9 protein-coding genes are annotated in these 15371 nt (G+C 45.4%); 4 read left to right on the top strand and 5 right to left on the bottom strand.

Annotation, left to right across the window (positions count from 1 at the left end; genetic code table 11):
- Positions 1-141: 141 nt before the first annotated feature.
- Complete coding sequence (gene purB, locus G395_RS0121660; protein ID WP_026631994.1) at positions 142-1497, bottom strand: adenylosuccinate lyase; 1356 nt, start codon at positions 1495-1497, stop codon at positions 142-144.
- Positions 1498-1648: 151 nt separating this feature from the next.
- Between purB and G395_RS0121665 the strand changes: the two genes are divergently transcribed.
- The gene (locus G395_RS0121665; RefSeq protein ID WP_026631995.1) at positions 1649-2389 is read left to right on the top strand and encodes an MIP/aquaporin family protein; all 741 of its coding nucleotides are present in this window, start codon (positions 1649-1651) and stop codon (positions 2387-2389) included.
- Here G395_RS0121665 and G395_RS0121670 read toward each other — a convergent pair whose 3' ends face one another.
- A complete protein-coding gene (locus G395_RS0121670; RefSeq protein ID WP_026631996.1) occupies positions 2390-7849 on the bottom strand; it encodes an alpha-2-macroglobulin family protein in 5460 nt (1819 codons plus the stop codon).
- 150 nt (positions 7850-7999) lie between these two features.
- Positions 8000-9223, bottom strand: a complete 1224-nt coding sequence (locus G395_RS0121675; protein ID WP_026631997.1) for a 4-hydroxy-3-methylbut-2-enyl diphosphate reductase — start codon at positions 9221-9223, stop codon at positions 8000-8002.
- Between the two features lie 204 nt (positions 9224-9427).
- Between G395_RS0121675 and G395_RS0121680 the strand changes: the two genes are divergently transcribed.
- The 3 genes from G395_RS0121680 (at position 9428) to G395_RS0121690 (ending at position 11711) form a co-directional block, all read left to right on the top strand.
- A complete protein-coding gene (locus G395_RS0121680; protein WP_026631998.1) occupies positions 9428-9991 on the top strand; it encodes an RNA polymerase sigma factor in 564 nt (187 codons plus the stop codon).
- 93 nt (positions 9992-10084) lie between these two features.
- A complete protein-coding gene (locus tag G395_RS0121685; protein WP_026631999.1) occupies positions 10085-10693 on the top strand; it encodes a hypothetical protein in 609 nt (202 codons plus the stop codon).
- Positions 10653-11711 carry a hypothetical protein gene (locus G395_RS0121690; protein ID WP_229204250.1) on the top strand — a complete coding sequence of 353 codons (1059 nt, stop codon included), beginning with the start codon at positions 10653-10655 and terminating at the stop codon, positions 11709-11711. The genes G395_RS0121685 and G395_RS0121690 overlap by 41 nt, the downstream gene beginning before the upstream one ends.
- A gap of 14 nt (positions 11712-11725) precedes the next feature.
- On the opposite strand, the gene bshC is transcribed toward G395_RS0121690, so the two are convergent.
- Together bshC and G395_RS0121705 are read right to left on the bottom strand one after the other, a co-directional pair.
- The gene (gene bshC, locus G395_RS0121695; RefSeq protein WP_026632001.1) at positions 11726-13279 is read right to left on the bottom strand and encodes a bacillithiol biosynthesis cysteine-adding enzyme BshC; all 1554 of its coding nucleotides are present in this window, start codon (positions 13277-13279) and stop codon (positions 11726-11728) included.
- Between the two features lie 263 nt (positions 13280-13542).
- On the bottom strand, positions 13543-15357 hold the full coding sequence (locus G395_RS0121705; RefSeq protein WP_026632002.1) for an acyl-CoA dehydrogenase FadE: 1815 nt from the start codon (positions 15355-15357) through the stop codon (positions 13543-13545).
- Between the last annotated feature and the right edge of the window lie 14 nt (positions 15358-15371).

The following is a 15371-nucleotide window of genomic DNA, read 5'->3' on the forward strand; positions in this document are numbered from 1 at the left end:
GGAGTCGAAGGCGCGTTACCCAGGAGTAGCGCGCCTTCGACTCCGCCCAGGCTGACAGGCAAATAACACGACTCAATCCGACAGGCAAATAACACGACTCAATCCGACAGGCAAATAACCCGATTCAGGCTGACAAAGCAATCAATGCGTATCCTCAACAACGCCCAGATAATTAAACGGCGACAACGCTCTCAATTCTTCTCTGATCTTCTCAGAAACATCCAGCGTTTCTATGAAGCGGGAAATGGAATCGTGGGTGATTTTTTCGTTTGTTCTGGTTAGCTCTTTCAATGCCTCGTAAGGTTTTGGATAGCTTTCGCGGCGCAGGATGGTTTGAATCGCTTCCGAAACTACGGCCCAGTTGTCTTCCAGCTCAGCTTTCAGGATTTCTCCGTTCAGCTCCACTTTGCCCAAGCCTTTCATCAATGAGTTCAATGCAATGGCCAAATGCGCCAGCGGCACGCCAATGTTTCTCAAAACAGTTGAATCCGTAAGATCGCGTTGCAAGCGGGAAACTGGCAATTTTGCAGCGAAATGCTCAAATAATGCGGTTGCTAATCCCAAGTTTCCTTCTGAATTTTCGAAATCGATCGGGTTAACCTTATGCGGCATGGCCGAGGAACCCACTTCGCCGGCTTTGATTTTTTGTTTGAAATAACCCATTGAAATGTACGTCCACATATCCCGGTTCAAGTCGGTCAGGATGGTGTTCAGTCTTTTCAGGCAGTCGAATGTCGCGGCGAGGTTATCGTAATGTTCGATTTGCGTGGTATGGCGGCTTCTTTTTAATCCCAAACCTTCCACAAAGTGATTCGCAAAAGCCATCCAATCCTGTTTCGGATAAGCCACGTGATGTGCGTTGAAGTTTCCTGTGGCTCCCCCGAATTTTGCCGAATGCGGAATTTTGTCCAGCATTTCCAGCTGACGTTCCAGCCTTTCCACAAAAACCAGAAACTCTTTTCCTACGCGTGTAGGGGATGCCGGTTGTCCGTGCGTGAATGCCAGCATCGGCACATTCTTCCACTCGATCGACATTCTTTTCAATACAAAAAGAACCTGACGGAACAATGGTTTGATCTGACGTTCGAGCGCGTCTTTAAGGGAAAGGGGAATCGCGGTGTTGTTGATATCCTGCGATGTAAGCCCGAAGTGAATAAATTCCTGGCATGACTCGATGCCGAGTTTCTCGAATTGTTCCTTTATAAAATATTCAACGGCCTTAACGTCGTGGTTGGTAACTTTTTCTATGTCTTTGATATGCAGCGCATCATCCTCACTAAAATCCTCATAAATCTTGCGCAGGGAAGCATAATGTTTCTTGTCAAACTCCGCTAACTGTGGCAATGGAATTTCACAAAGAGCAATAAAGTATTCGATCTCCACATAAACTCTGTAATAAATTAGGGCATATTCGGAGAAATAAGCAGATAGCTCGGATACTTGCTTGTAATAACGGCCGTCAACGGGAGAGATAGCCGTAAGTTGGTTTAATGACATGATTTTCAATACAAAAATTGATTATCAGGCAAAGTTAGTAGAAAACGGCGTCGAAAATTGGTAAAAAATGCAGGAAATATTCTTTTTGGTATTGATGTCAGAAATTATGAAACAATTCGCATATTCGCCGATCCAACCTTATTTGTAACTCATGCAGCCTTCACCCTTTCTTGGAGAATTAATCGGAACAATGGTCCTCATTTTACTAGGCAATGGCGTCGTTGCCAATGTTGTTCTCAAACAAACCAAGGGAGAAAACGCGGGTTGGATTGTGATTACCGCAGGCTGGGGTTTTGCAGTAATGATCGGGGTTTTTACGGCCAATGCTTTTGGCAGCGCCGCGGCCCATTTGAATCCTGCCGTTACCATTGGGTTTGCGTTTCTTCGACAGGACTACAGCCTGATAGCCAGTTACATTCCGGCACAGCTGATTGGCGCGTTTTTGGGCTCAGTGCTTGTCTGGCTTCAATATCTGCCACATTGGAAAGCCACAGAAGATCAGGGTTCTAAGCTGGCCTGTTTTGCCACAGGCCCTGCTATCCGGTCGACGGGAGCGAACTTCATGAGTGAATTTATTGCAACTATTATCCTCATTATCGGCATTGTGGCCATTGGTTATGCCGGCACTTCGGATCCTGAAAGAGGTGGAATTCCTTCGGGTTTTGCGCCTTATCTGGTTGGAATGCTGGTTTGGAGCATCGGCTTGTCATTAGGCGGCACGACGGGTTATGCCATTAACCCGGTCCGGGATCTGGGACCCAGGATCGCACATGCCATTCTGCCAATTCCAAACAAAGGCAGCTCCGACTGGTCCTATGGTTGGATACCAGTGGCTGGCCCCGTTTTAGGAGCCGTCGCCGGTGGTTTGATTCTGCGTTTCTTTTATTTTTAATTACTCAACCTTAATTTTTCCGCCTCCCGAATAGCTGCGATATTCGCCCTGATACATGGCGTCCGCGGCAGCCGGTCCTACTGTAAATGTGCCTTTGGAAACAATGCGGACCTGGTAATAGAAGGTCTTGGCCGTATTGTTAGCAGTGGTGAAAAAGTGAATGCGGTCGTCTCGAATGTCCAGATAGTCAGGGCTTGAAGCATTTTTGATCCATGGCATATCGCGCGGCTCCGTAATTCTTGGGTTTTCAATTTCAAAGCCGGATGGTAACAGATCAGTTACTACAATGTTATCAATCGGCAGGCCGTTTGTGCTGGTTAATGTTAGCTTTACGATGACCAGATCATTCTGTTTGAATGTATTAGCAGGTGCGCCGTCACGGGTAAGGAACTGCCTGCGAATGCTTAACCCCTGATCTTCCTCCGCATATGTGCCTGTTGCGGACATGCCCTCAGATTGCGAAAACCAATACAAATCGCCTGAGCCCTGCGTTTGGATTGAAACCTTCTGGTTATCAATTCCTTTTGCGATTTTAAGCTCTTTGCCCGTAAATGTTCCCACATTCTTTCCATTGGCTGAAACGGTCGCAGTAACGGTTGATCCTGAGGTCTTTTTAGCCAGTTTTCCTAATGCCAGAACGGAGAATGCTGCTTCCTGTGTATTCAGATATGCGGCGGATTGAACTGTTTTGGATAGCTGGCGGGCCAAAACAGGGATTTGCATATTGTCTGGATCAGACTCTATAAGTGTATTCAAAACCAATGACATGTTCCGCAATGGCGAAGAATAGCTGTTGTCAAAGCCTTGTGTGCCGTTTTCAGGGACATATTTTTTGGGCAATAGCGCATTAAAACTTCTTATGTCACCTGCCAGCTGAAATGCGGCTGCAAGTAAATATTTGGAATCCAATGTAAGCAAATGCGGGTTTTGCTTGTAATAATTCATGGAAGCCCGGTTAGGCTGGCTGTTCAGCGCCAAGACGTAAAGCGAATAAATGGCTTCTCTACGCGCCACTGTCTTTCTGGATTGGGATCCGGATGATGGCTCATTTCCGTAATTCAAGCTGTTTCCGGTGCTTGCGGTTACGACTTCTTTGTTTGCCGTGTTTCCGGTTTGTGTTTTAAGGTAATCCAATGCACGGCTGAGTGTTTTCGCGTTAATTTCAAAGCCTGCCCTTCTTGCTTCTTCGAGGAAATGGGCTGCATATGCGGTGGCCCACCAATCTTCCTGCGTCGAACCCGGCCACATCGTCATTCCGCCATTAAATAGTTGCAGCGACTCCACTTTCCGGATAGCCTGTTGCACATTGGTCATAGGATTGAAATCGCTCGCGCCACTTTTCACTGTGTAGATCGGCGCGGCCATCGCTTTGGTAAGATCAGCAAAATAAATCTGGGGAAATGCCCTGGAAACGGTCTGTTCCAGACAACCATAAGGATAACCAAGCAATGTAGAAAGTGCCTTTCCACCGCCATGCACCAATGGCGACCGGCTCAAAACGATCTGACTTCTGCTGGTAGAAGGAATGAAGGTGGTGGCAAGATTGATCAATCCTGATTTCCCGGCTGCAATCTGACCTGAGTTACTCGATTTCAGAAGCGGCGACGCGGGCCGAACCGTAATGTTGGTTTGATTCGTAAAAGTCTCGCCAAATGCCGAAACTTTCACCGTAATGTTCGCAAGTCCGATCGATTGTAAGGCTTTCACTGAAAAGACGGCGCGTGCTTCTTTTCCAGGCAAGATCGTCATTTTTTGAGTCAAAGGAACAGCTCCTGATGTTAGCAGGCCATTTAGCTGGACTGAGACGGTTGCATTTGCGGGTTTGCTTTCTGTGTTGCTGATGTTGACAGGCAATGTTAATTCATCGCCAGGACTTAAAAATCTGGGTAAACCTGCGCTGATCACCACTGGATCGGCGACCTTCATGTTTTTTGTTGCCGAACCAAAGGCGTTGTCTTTATAAGCCACGGCCATAATGCGAAGATCGCCGCTGAATTGTGGCAGATTGACGTCGAAATTGACTTCCCCGTTGCTATTCGCGGTTAATATGCCGCTCCAAAATGAAACCAACTCTGTCCGGCCATTACTCAAAGGATTGATCCTTCTTTCCAGATCATAACCATCACCACCAAAGCTGGACGAGCCGCTTATGGTCAGTTCCGGAAATAGCTGCGCATATAAATCGTGCGTGGTTACTTCCAGGGCACATTTCTGGTAAAAGTGGCCGTGAATGTCTGGCGTTTTGGAATTTTTGATCTGCAAAATGCCTTCATCGACAACGGACAGCGTTACCTGCGCATTCGGTGCGGTTTTAATTCTGATTTGTTGTTTTGTTTTGGATCTCGATTTTTCAATGGCCGTTATAGCAACAGGCAGTTTTCGGTCCGGGTCTTCGACCAGGATAGGAGTGAATCCGTGCGCGACGGTCAGGGGCATGTCCGTGGTGTCGAACGGGCGGATTAATGTGGCGGTGATAAAGACGTTGGGTAAATGCTCTTCTTTCAGCTTCAATGTCAATTCCGCAGCCTTTTTCTCCGTCTTTAAAATATGCTGTTCGAGCACATTGTTGCGTTCGACTGTAACCAGCAGCGTTCCGTCAAAAGGCGTTTTGAACAAAACCTTAGCCGACTCTCCAACCTTATAATTGCGCTTATCGGTTTCCATCAGCACGCGGCCTTCATGACTTACTTCAAATGAAGAATATTGCGTGTAACCGTAGCCGTATGCATAAAAATGAGCAAGTGTATAATGTTCCGCGCCTGGGCGACGCACCCGAACCTCATATTCTCCCGAGATCGTGGGAACGTATTGAATGCTTCCTCTTCCGTTTTTAAGGTCTAATGTTGTTGAATAGACTGTCTTTTCACTTTTCCGGGAAGTGTATTGCAGCACATCGTATCTTTTTTCAACAACGGTTTGATATTCAAGGCGGACAACCTCGATCTTGGCAGCGCTTTTTTTCAAAACACCTTTATTATTAACACCGACTATTTCAACAGGAACCGGCACATTGGTCCCTACGTAGGCGTCAGGAAGGCGGATTCCGTAAAATGTTGGCTGCGTGAAAACATCAAACCGCTGTAAACGATTGACCGGGCGGCCATTTTCATCAAAAACGGTCACGAATATTTTTCCTTCCAGCACGCCAATGTCTTTCAGGCCGGCGGCAATCGGGAAACTTTCGGTGGCTTGTCCCTGCTCATTCGTAACTCCCTGGCGGCTTTGTTTTTCAAATGCTGTTTCGCCCGGAATGTCAAATACAAATTCCGGGAAAGCAGCCGCAAAAAAGCCTTTTCTTTTGAACTGGGCGTCCATCTGGTAAGTGCGATTGCTGGCGGGTGGCCCAAATAAGTTAGTTGCAGTTGCGGTCAATGATACATTGTTTCCGGATACATATTCCTTCGCTGCGCCGCTCAAATCCACTTTGATCCGGTCCGGCATGAACTCTTCCACGCTAACAGCATGCGAGGCAAGCAGAATGTCGTTACCATTGTAAACTTCCAGAACATATGTTCCGGTAAGCCCGGCCGCGTCAACAGGCACTTCAATTGCTACGGCGCCCTGAGCATTTGTATTTTTACGCCAGGTGCGATATTCACGGCCATTGGGCGTCACCATGCGTAGTTTAAGCGGGATTTCTTTGGCGCTATCCCATTTTTTTGTGCGGATAACCGTGTTGAAATGCATCGTCTCACCCGGGCGGTAAATGTCTCTTTGTCCGTAAATAAAAGCTTGTAAACCGGAGGCATTATCCCGCAAACCTTCCACTTCAAATCGCGAGGTTTCCACTTGCGTATCCTCTAAGATCAGATAATTAAAATCCTCCTTGAAAGTCGCTGTTAACATGGCGATTTTGAATCCCGGCGCTTTTTCGCTGAGTTTCTCAATGTGCAAAATGCCGTCGCCGTTGGTGTTTGCGGTGTGGACAGTCTGATTATTTGAGCTGATGAGCGTGATTTCTATATCGCCGAGCGGCTCATTTGTTTTAATGGAATTGGCAAAAATCCACATTTCGTCTTTGCCCTTTTTAGCGATCAAGCCGATGTCGGAAATTGAGACAAGTTTGGTCGCACCCAGATAGGCTTCATCTTTTGAATTGACCGAAACCAGATATACGCCTTTGCGCTGATTATCTTCGGGTAGGGCCACATTCAATGCTGAAATACCTTTGCTTTTCGGGAGGTTTTCGGTTTCGACAGTTTTGTCAACAATGACGTCACTCAGCTCATTATCACGGTCATCGCTGTAATTAAAGGCGCCGGTTTCCACCCATTCGTCGCCCGAATAGCCGTATTCGTTCCAGCGGTTGTTACGGACGTAACTCAGAATGTTGTTCGCGTATAATTTGGAAACTTTCACCTGCACTTTGGGAATATTCACGATCTGAACGCCGAGGTTTTTGGAGCCCTTAGGCGTCATATAAAGTGCTTTTTTGTTGGCAAAAGCAATGGACGCAGGCATTTTCCCGAAAAACAGGTCCTTGGATGTTTCATCTTCCAGAAATGCGCCCAAAACACCCTTCAATGTTTTATTAATCAGTAAATTATAAGTTTCTGTCTCGTTAAATTCACCGCGTATGATAAAGCCGTTTTCTGTCGGTTCCGTTTGAACCTGAATTTCCGGGCTTAGCTTGAAGCCATTTGCAATGCTTTCTTTGTCCAGTTCCTGGGTCGTAATAATGCGGGCGTATCCGGAATTGTTTTCAAAACCGGTTTTAATATTCACAATTTCAAGATGAAGCGGCGAAGGCAGGCTTGCGCTTCTGCTAATCGCTTCCTGGCTTATATAAGAAGTGTTCTGGACTTTCAGGCCCTTTTCAATGGCGATGTTAACAGGAATGGGGTTGTTGTCTGTCTTGCCAGCGTTGCTGATGGCGAGCGTGACCGAATGTTCGTTCGTAACCGGTAATATTCTGTAATCCAAAGACTTATCTGCGAGCGATACTTTCAATTTTTCTGCAACATTCTGGCTGCTTACCGGATAATTGAAAATTAACCTCAATCTGGCTTCCTGCTTGCCGCTTTCCTGCGAAAGGGCCCACCAGCTTTCCGTTTCGACCAATTGAAGATAAGGCGTATGGAAGTCGAGCGGCTCTTTTGAAACGGATAATTTTGTGTCTTTATCAATCTTCTCCGTCAGCTGATCGGTAAGTTTGGCCGTATATTTTGTAGCGGCTCCAAATCCCGCGACAGGCGAGAAAACGAGCTCATTAGGCGCAGACCATTTGAATTTTCCACGCACCGCCGGTTCGAATTGTACATATTGTGTTGAATCCCAATCATTCAGCTCGCTTTCGGCGACAATGTCTTTGTTAAATGTAAAAATCAGATTTTGGGACTGGCTGATCTCATCGTTAAAGTTGGTCCCGGCGACGCGAATTTCATTAAGAGAAGAGCAACTGTTAAAAAGGATTGGAATAAAAAGGGATAAAAAGATTGCAAAAGCAGAAGTCTTTTTCATAATCACGAAGGGAGTAAACGTAAGTGAGAACACACGTAAGAAACGAAAATAGGACGGCCGTTTTGAGCCATCCTACGAATATAATTTCAGCAAAACCGGTAAGCCTACTTAATTGAGCGAACGGTAAGTTAAATGTTTTTCCGGTTCAATTTAAAATTGCTGCATCACCTCATTGATGTCTTTCGAGCCCTCAAAAAATGAAAGTAAGCGCATCAAAATTCCTTCTACGACTGCATCCGGGCAGGAAGCACCGCACGTAAGCATAATGCGGGCAGGCGTATGTTGCGGGAGATAGTTTTCTGTCACCATTTCCTCTTTGGAATGGAGGTTAAAATGACGGATCAGCTGTTTATCCAAAATTTTATTGACTGACTCAATAAAATAAGTCGGGAATTTCTGCTCACAAAGCTCGACCAGATGTGTTGTGTTGGAACTGTTATAACCACCCGCAACGATCACAAGATCAGCCTCATGCGTCAGCAACGCGTAAGTCGCATCCTGGTTATCATTCGTAGCGTAGCATAATGTGTCGCGCGTGTTGGCGAAGCGATCTTCCACCTGTTCGGGACGGAGGCTGTAATGTTTGATCATTACATTTTTCAAGTAGTCAGCAATGCCTTGTGTATCAGATGCCAGCATTGTAGTCTGGTTCACGACGCCGATACGCTGCAAATCTTTTTCCGGATCAAAGCCATTGGAATACTGACCATTAAAATCCTGGAAAAACTGCTCCGCAGGCAATGTGCCTTTCATGTATTCGGCAAGACGTTCGGCCTGGGACATATTTTCAACCACAACGGTCGGCGCATTTTCCTTGCTATGCGAGAATGTGGCGCGGGTTTCTTCGTGATTGGGCTTGCCGTGGACAATGATCGTATAATTTTTCTCTCCGATCTGCGCGGCGCGGTTCCAGACTTTCTCTACAAACGGGCAGGTTGTATCATAAACGTAAGCATTAATGCCCAGTTCTGTCAGTTTTTGCTGGTTTTCAACGGTTGTGCCAAATGCAGGGACGATAACAATGTCATCCGCATTCAGTTCTTCCCAGGGAATGAGCGGATTGCCTTTGGTATCCATAATAAAACGCACGCCCCGGTCCACCAGATCGCGGTTTACGTCCGGGTTATGGATCATTTCACTGAGCAGGAAAATTCTTTTATCAGGGTTCTCTGCAATGGCTTTATAAGCAATGTCAATGGCGTTTTCAACCCCGTAGCAAAATCCAAAGTGGCGCGCAATCAGAAATTGGACCGGGCCGAAATCCAGCAATGTAGGCGCATAGTCACGTTTCAGCTTGTCATTTTTACGGCGGAATTCCTTAATCGGCGTAATGATCCTGCTCCGGTAAAAATCAGGAATGTTGAACGTTTTCATTGACTAAATTTGGTAGATTGCAGTAAACAAATTAGGGTATATTATGACCAAAAATCAAACATATACGCTCCTTTTTTAAGAACAACGGTTCATCAAACATTGTTCGAACGACGTTTACGGAAAATTTTTTTCCCGTTGATGCAACATGCAGGCGCATCTGCTGTCCTTGATACAGAACGTTCAAATATATATTAGCCATTCTGCTTGAAAACACATTTTTACCCTGACCGGCACGTCGAACTGGTGGAACGTTGTAAACTCGGTGAGCGCAAAGCGCAATACGAGCTTTATAAGTTGTATTCGAAAGCCATGTTCAACATCTGCATGCGGATATTGAATCATTTGGGGGAGGCAGAGGACGCTTTACAGGAAGCATTCGTGGATGCATTTACCAACCTGCACCAGTTTCGGCAGCAGTCGACATTTGGCGCCTGGTTGAAGCAGATCGTTGTCAATAAGGCGATTAACCACATGCGGAGCCGGAAAGTAAAGTGGGTGGAAATTGAAGAATGGCAGGAAACGGCGGAGAACATGGACCGGAGTGAAAGTTATTTCGGGATGGATGAGCATGAGACGAACCTGGAAGTAGAGCGCGTGCGCAACACGGTGCAGAAGCTGCCGGATGGTTACAGAGTGGTTCTGAGCCTTTATTTATTTGAAGGATACGATCACGAGGAAATAGGAGAGGTGCTAGGGATCAGCGAAACGACGTCAAGGACGCAATATATGAGGGCTAAAAGAAAACTCACAGAAATGCTTGCGAAATAGTTGCAGCAATAATTTTAAACTTAATCGTTTGAGTTCCATCTAAACTAATAAGGATTTGAGAACATTATTTACACATGACAAGTTGATTAACCTATGAAAAATTCTTCTGATAAAAAAGATCGATTGGAGCGGTTTGTGCGAGATAACAGGGATGGATTTGATACTTTCTTACCGCAAGATTCTTTATGGAGCCAGATCGATAGCAAATTACACAGCGAGATTCCGATTGTGCCGGAGCAATCCAAAAAAAAAATTAGGCGACTGAACAGCCCTTATTTTGACTGGCGCATAGCGGCCGGTGTGTTCCTGGCGCTTGGAATTGGTTTTTTAGTTTACCTCAATAATGAATACGGCATAACCCGCGATCCGAAAGTGGCGCTCAAAGTCCCTACCTATGCCAAGGAATTCAATGCTTACAATGTTGCAATAGACCAGAAAAGAGAGGAGATCATCAAACTCGCGCGGAATAATCCGGAGGTGTATAAAGATTTCTCTGCGGATCTGGAAAGTCTGGAAGTGAGTTATAAAAATCTGCGCTCCAACTTATCGAATGCTCCCAACCAGGAAGCATTACTGGAAGCGATGGTCCAGAACTTACAATGGCAGGTTGACCTGCTCAACCAACAATTAGAAATTTTGCAACGCATTAATAAAGTAAAAAATGGAGACGATAAAGAAGTCGACAGCGCGCCTGTTATTTAGCATGTTTCTCATGCTGCCGCAGCTGTTGCTGGCAGTAAGCCCGGATCCGGAACAGAACGGGCTCATTGAAAAACGAAGGAATATTGTGAAGGTTTTTGATGTTAAAAATAATGACCAGCTTGTCGTTGATAATCAATTCGGGCAGGTCAAAATTAATCTTTGGAATAAGGAAGAGATTAAGGTTGAGATCATTGTAACGGCGAATGCGCCTACGGACGGCCGCGCTTCGGAATATCTGGGGGCTGTAAGGATCGACGAAAAACGGATCAGGAACCAGATCAACCTGACGACACATATTGACAGGAGCCAGTTTGGAAACAATGGCTGGAACAACAAAAAAGGCGACAAGAATTTCATTCAGATCGATTACACGGTGTATATGCCAAAGGAAAATGCGCTGATCGTGCGTAACAAGTTTGGCGACACAGACATCCCTTCGTTCCACGCGCCGCTGACGGTTGATTCACGCTATGGACATTTTGTGGCCAACATTCTTGATAATGCTGAAAATGTGATCGATGTGCGTTATGGGAGCGCTAAAATTGGGAAAATGGACGGCGGAAAGCTGGAATTCCAATATTCAAACCTGAAACTGGATATGGCCAAAAAGGTTTTCATTACCAACAAGTTCGGCGAGCTGAACATTGGTGATGTGACCAACCTGGATGCCGACATCGATTATTCAGGAGCGAAAATCGGGACCATGCGCGGTTCGGGAAAGATTAAGCTGAACTACTCAGGTAATTTCAAGATAGATCAGCTCACCAATTCAGCGGAGAACATTGACATTCAGGCATCTTACTCGTCCATTATCTTGCCGGCAGATGCAAACCAGTTCAATGTGACGGTTACATATGGGAATTTCAGTTATCCGTCTTCTAATGTAAATTTTTCCATGCAGCCGGCGAAGGATGATAAAGCTTATAAACAAAAGCAATATCAAGGAAAAGTAGGAACCGGATCAGGAACGCGGATAACCGTCGTGTCGCGATTTGGTGATGTGAAATTGAAAGATTAATGTCTGTTAATTAGTCATTTATCTTCAATTAGTACATTGTATCTGAAATCCAGCGGGTCGAAAAGATCGAACAGCTTTTCGATAAATTGCGGATCATTAATGTAGAAATCCAGCAAATTATCATAGCGTTCCTGGGCGATTCCGTTCGGGAACAGCTTGTTTTTGAGGCTGATCAATTGCGTAATCTCAGACTCGTGGCTGCGCTCTTCGGCTTTAATAATGCGCTTTTCCAGATGTTTCAGCGAATTCAATAACCGCGTTTGCTCGGCTTTAACAGCTCCGTGCATGGTTTGGTCCACTGCGGTTGCTTTATTTAATATCGCCTCAAAAATCTCATTAAACGCATTTTTCTGATCTTCCAAACTTAAAATATGCTCTGTATTCCGCTCAACAAATGTCTTCCTTAACGCAACTTCATCCAGAAAAAGATCCTTGTAATTAATCTTCAATTTCTCCACCTTTTTTCCCTGCAATTGATTGATATACAATGCAAAGTTACGCGGCATTAACATGGGAAAGGGCACATTGAAATGCTCAAAAACTCCTTTCAACTGCATCCAGTAAGGCACTTCTGACGGCCCACCTATATACGCAAGATTCGGTAAAATCACCTCTTCGTATAATGGTCTGAGAACAACATTGGGACTGAAAAATTCGGGGTTTTCGGAAGCCAGATCGAGGATTTCCGACTTGGTGAATGTAATGTCTGTATTCAAAACCTGGAAATTGTCGCCGTCGCGCGTAATGCGCTCGCGAAGTCCGTCGGCCAGGTAAAAAAGATTGATCTCTCGTGCGTGAAGCGGCGTGTGATAACCCAGTGCATTGAGTTTGCCGGTGGTTTCTGTGACCAGTTTTTCGGAAACTGAGTCGGTGAGTTCTTCCTTAATAATGGGCAGAAAGTGCCTTTTTAAATCTGCATGATCTGCGTCAAGCGTGATTAGGCCCTGTTTTCCAAACAATTCGTGCATATAACATCGCACTGCATTGGCCAGCGTGGTGTTTTCGAGATAAGCTTTTGCAAACAACATGGGCTTATCCGGCAATTGCTTTAAAATGCTTTCCAGCTCCTTCGGATTCAGGCGGCCGACGGCTCCTTTGTGCTCGCCGGTCCATTTATGCGTTTGTCCAAACAGATGAAAAGTCGCAATTTCCTCAAAATCATGGTCTTCCGTCGCCATCCAGTAAATTGGCACGAAATTGTATTCGGGATAAGCCTCTTTTAATGCTCTCGCGAGCTTCACCGTGGTTACGATTTTAAAAATAATGTAAAGCGGACCGGTGAAAATATTGAGCTGGTGCCCTGTTGTGACAGTGAATGTATTTTCCTTTAAAAGGATCGAAAAATCGGGCAGATAAGGAAGGCCTGTGTATTGTTTTTCTAAAACATCAACCAGCGTTTTACGCTTTTCAATATCGAAATTCTGCTTGCTAATGATGGCCTCTTTTGCATTTTCCAAAGTCGGATAAATACTGTAAAACGGTTCCAATGCAGGTTTTTGATCAAGATAATCAAGCAGTAATGCAGGAAATTGGCCCGTTGTACGAAGATCCAGGGAATGCAGGGTCATGAAAGGTGGTTTTTCAGTAACTAATAGAGAATCCAACGTAAATTATTTAGCGATATTTTATTCAAACAAACCGATAACCTAACGTGAAAACAAAGGACTTTGGTTTCCCAAATTTGCGCATTTTGGGGTAGAATAAAAAACCTTTCATCACAACAAAAAAGCCAGACCTTACGAAGATCCGGCTTTCCATGATTCATTTGGTTTTTAGTTGTGCAGGCATTGTAATCGAGCTTTAACCCCGGCTCTCCGCCTAAAATATTGTTTCAAAAAACATAATCATTCTTGGCAATCAGTTCATCAGCAACGCTGCGGCGTGCATCTTTGAGGTTAACCGGTTCAATTTTCGTAAATCGTTTCAGTCCCATCAGCATCACCCGCAGCTCATCGCTTTCTGCAAAGCTTGTGATGGCAGCTCTTCCGGCATTGTTTACCTTCTCAACAGCGCGGTGCAAATAAATGATCGCCATATCCTGGTGCAACTTATTGGCATCAGCTCCAAGCAACTCAATCCGTTTTTCCACCCGTAGCAGCACCGATTCAGCAGCATAAATTTCAATCACCATGTCGGCCAGGTTCATGATAATTTCCTGCTCTTCGGAAAGCTTCATCATGAATTTCTGAACGGCCGCACCCGCCACCATTAAGGCTGCTTTTTTGAGATTTTGAATGACCTTTTTCTCGGCTGCAAAAAGCGTTTCGTCTTCGCTCATGCTGAAATCCGGAATAGACATAATTTCTTTTCCAACCGCCATCGCGGGCCCCATCAGATCGATCTGGCCTTTCATAGCGCGTTTCAGGAGCATATCCACGACAAGCAGCCTGTTGATCTCATTGGTTCCCTCAAAAATCCGGTTAATACGGCTGTCGCGGTAAGCCCGGTCCATCGGCGCATCTGCGGAAAAGCCCATGCCGCCGTAGATTTGAACGCCTTCATCCACCACAAAATCAAGCACTTCTGAGCCATGCACTTTCATAATGGCACATTCAATAGCTAATTCTTCCAGTGCTTTCAGTTTGGATTCCGCGTCTGACATTCCTTTTTCCTGAAAGGCGGAAATCAGGTCGTCAATGTTTTGACCAACGCGGTAAGAAGCTGATTCGGAGGCAAACATTTGCGTAGCCATTTCGGACAGCTTATGCTTAATCGCACCAAATTGGGATATAGCAGTGCCAAATTGTTTTCTTTCATTGGCATATGCAATGGCCTGTTGCGTTACCCTTTTGGCGCCGCCTAGTGCTGCCGCCGCCAGTTTGATCCGGCCAATATTGAGAATGTTAACTGCGATTTTAAAGCCGTTTCCGCGCTCTGAAAGCATGTTTTCGACAGGAACCAGGCAATCATTAAAGAAGATCTGCCGCGTATCCGAGCCCTTAATCCCCATTTTATGTTCTGGTGCATTCATCGTAATGCCACCGGATGACTTTTCAATGATGAAGGCACTCAGGTTTTTATCAGTTTGTCCGTTTTCTTCAATTTTGGCAAAAACAATAAACACATCTGCAAAACCGCCATTGGTAATCCACATTTTCTGGCCGGTAATGGCATAATGTTGACCGTCAGAGGTGAGTATTGCTTTGGTTTTACCTGAGTTGGCATCCGAGCCGGAATCCGGCTCTGTTAAACAATATGCTGCTTTCCATTCACCCGTGGCGAGCTTGGGAAGATATTTGCTTTTTTGTGTTTCGTTTCCGTAGTAAAGGATCGGCAATGTGCCGATGCCCGTATGCGCCGAAAGTGCTACGGAGAATGAATTTCCTGCGCCGGTGGCTTCTGCAACGAGCATGGAAGTGTTGAAGTTCATGCCAAAACCGCCATATTCCTCCGGAACGGCCGTCCCTAACAAGCCCAGCTCACCCGCTTTGTCCATCAATCCTGAAATCAGCTCGGGACTTTTTGCATGATCAATTTCGTCCAGGATGGGCCATATTTCCTTGCCGAGAAACTCCCTGCAAGTGTCTGCAATCATACGCTGCTCTTCCGTAAACTCCTCAGGAATAAAAATTTGGGACGATAAGGTTTCTTTAATCAAAAATTCACCTCCCTTAATAGACGTCTTATTCGCTTGTGCAACGGCCATATTCTTTAACTTTT

This window comes from Dyadobacter alkalitolerans DSM 23607 (genome assembly GCF_000428845.1).
Taxonomy (GTDB): Bacteria; Bacteroidota; Bacteroidia; order Cytophagales; family Spirosomataceae; genus Dyadobacter; species Dyadobacter alkalitolerans.

Excerpts from the sequence above, each read along its gene's own strand:
- purB (WP_026631994.1), bottom strand. The coding sequence starts at position 1,497 with ATGTCATTAAACCAACTTACGGCTATCTCTCCCGTTGACGGCCGTTAT.
- G395_RS0121685 (WP_026631999.1), top strand. The coding sequence starts at position 10,085 with ATGAAAAATTCTTCTGATAAAAAAGATCGATTGGAGCGGTTTGTGCGA.
- bshC (WP_026632001.1), bottom strand. The coding sequence starts at position 13,279 with ATGACCCTGCATTCCCTGGATCTTCGTACAACGGGCCAATTTCCTGCA.
- G395_RS0121670 (WP_026631996.1), bottom strand. The coding sequence starts at position 7,849 with ATGAAAAAGACTTCTGCTTTTGCAATCTTTTTATCCCTTTTTATTCCA.
- G395_RS0121690 (WP_229204250.1), top strand. The coding sequence starts at position 10,653 with ATGGAGACGATAAAGAAGTCGACAGCGCGCCTGTTATTTAGCATGTTT.
- G395_RS0121675 (WP_026631997.1), bottom strand. The coding sequence starts at position 9,223 with ATGAAAACGTTCAACATTCCTGATTTTTACCGGAGCAGGATCATTACG.
- G395_RS0121665 (WP_026631995.1), top strand. The coding sequence starts at position 1,649 with ATGCAGCCTTCACCCTTTCTTGGAGAATTAATCGGAACAATGGTCCTC.
- G395_RS0121705 (WP_026632002.1), bottom strand. The coding sequence starts at position 15,357 with ATGGCCGTTGCACAAGCGAATAAGACGTCTATTAAGGGAGGTGAATTT.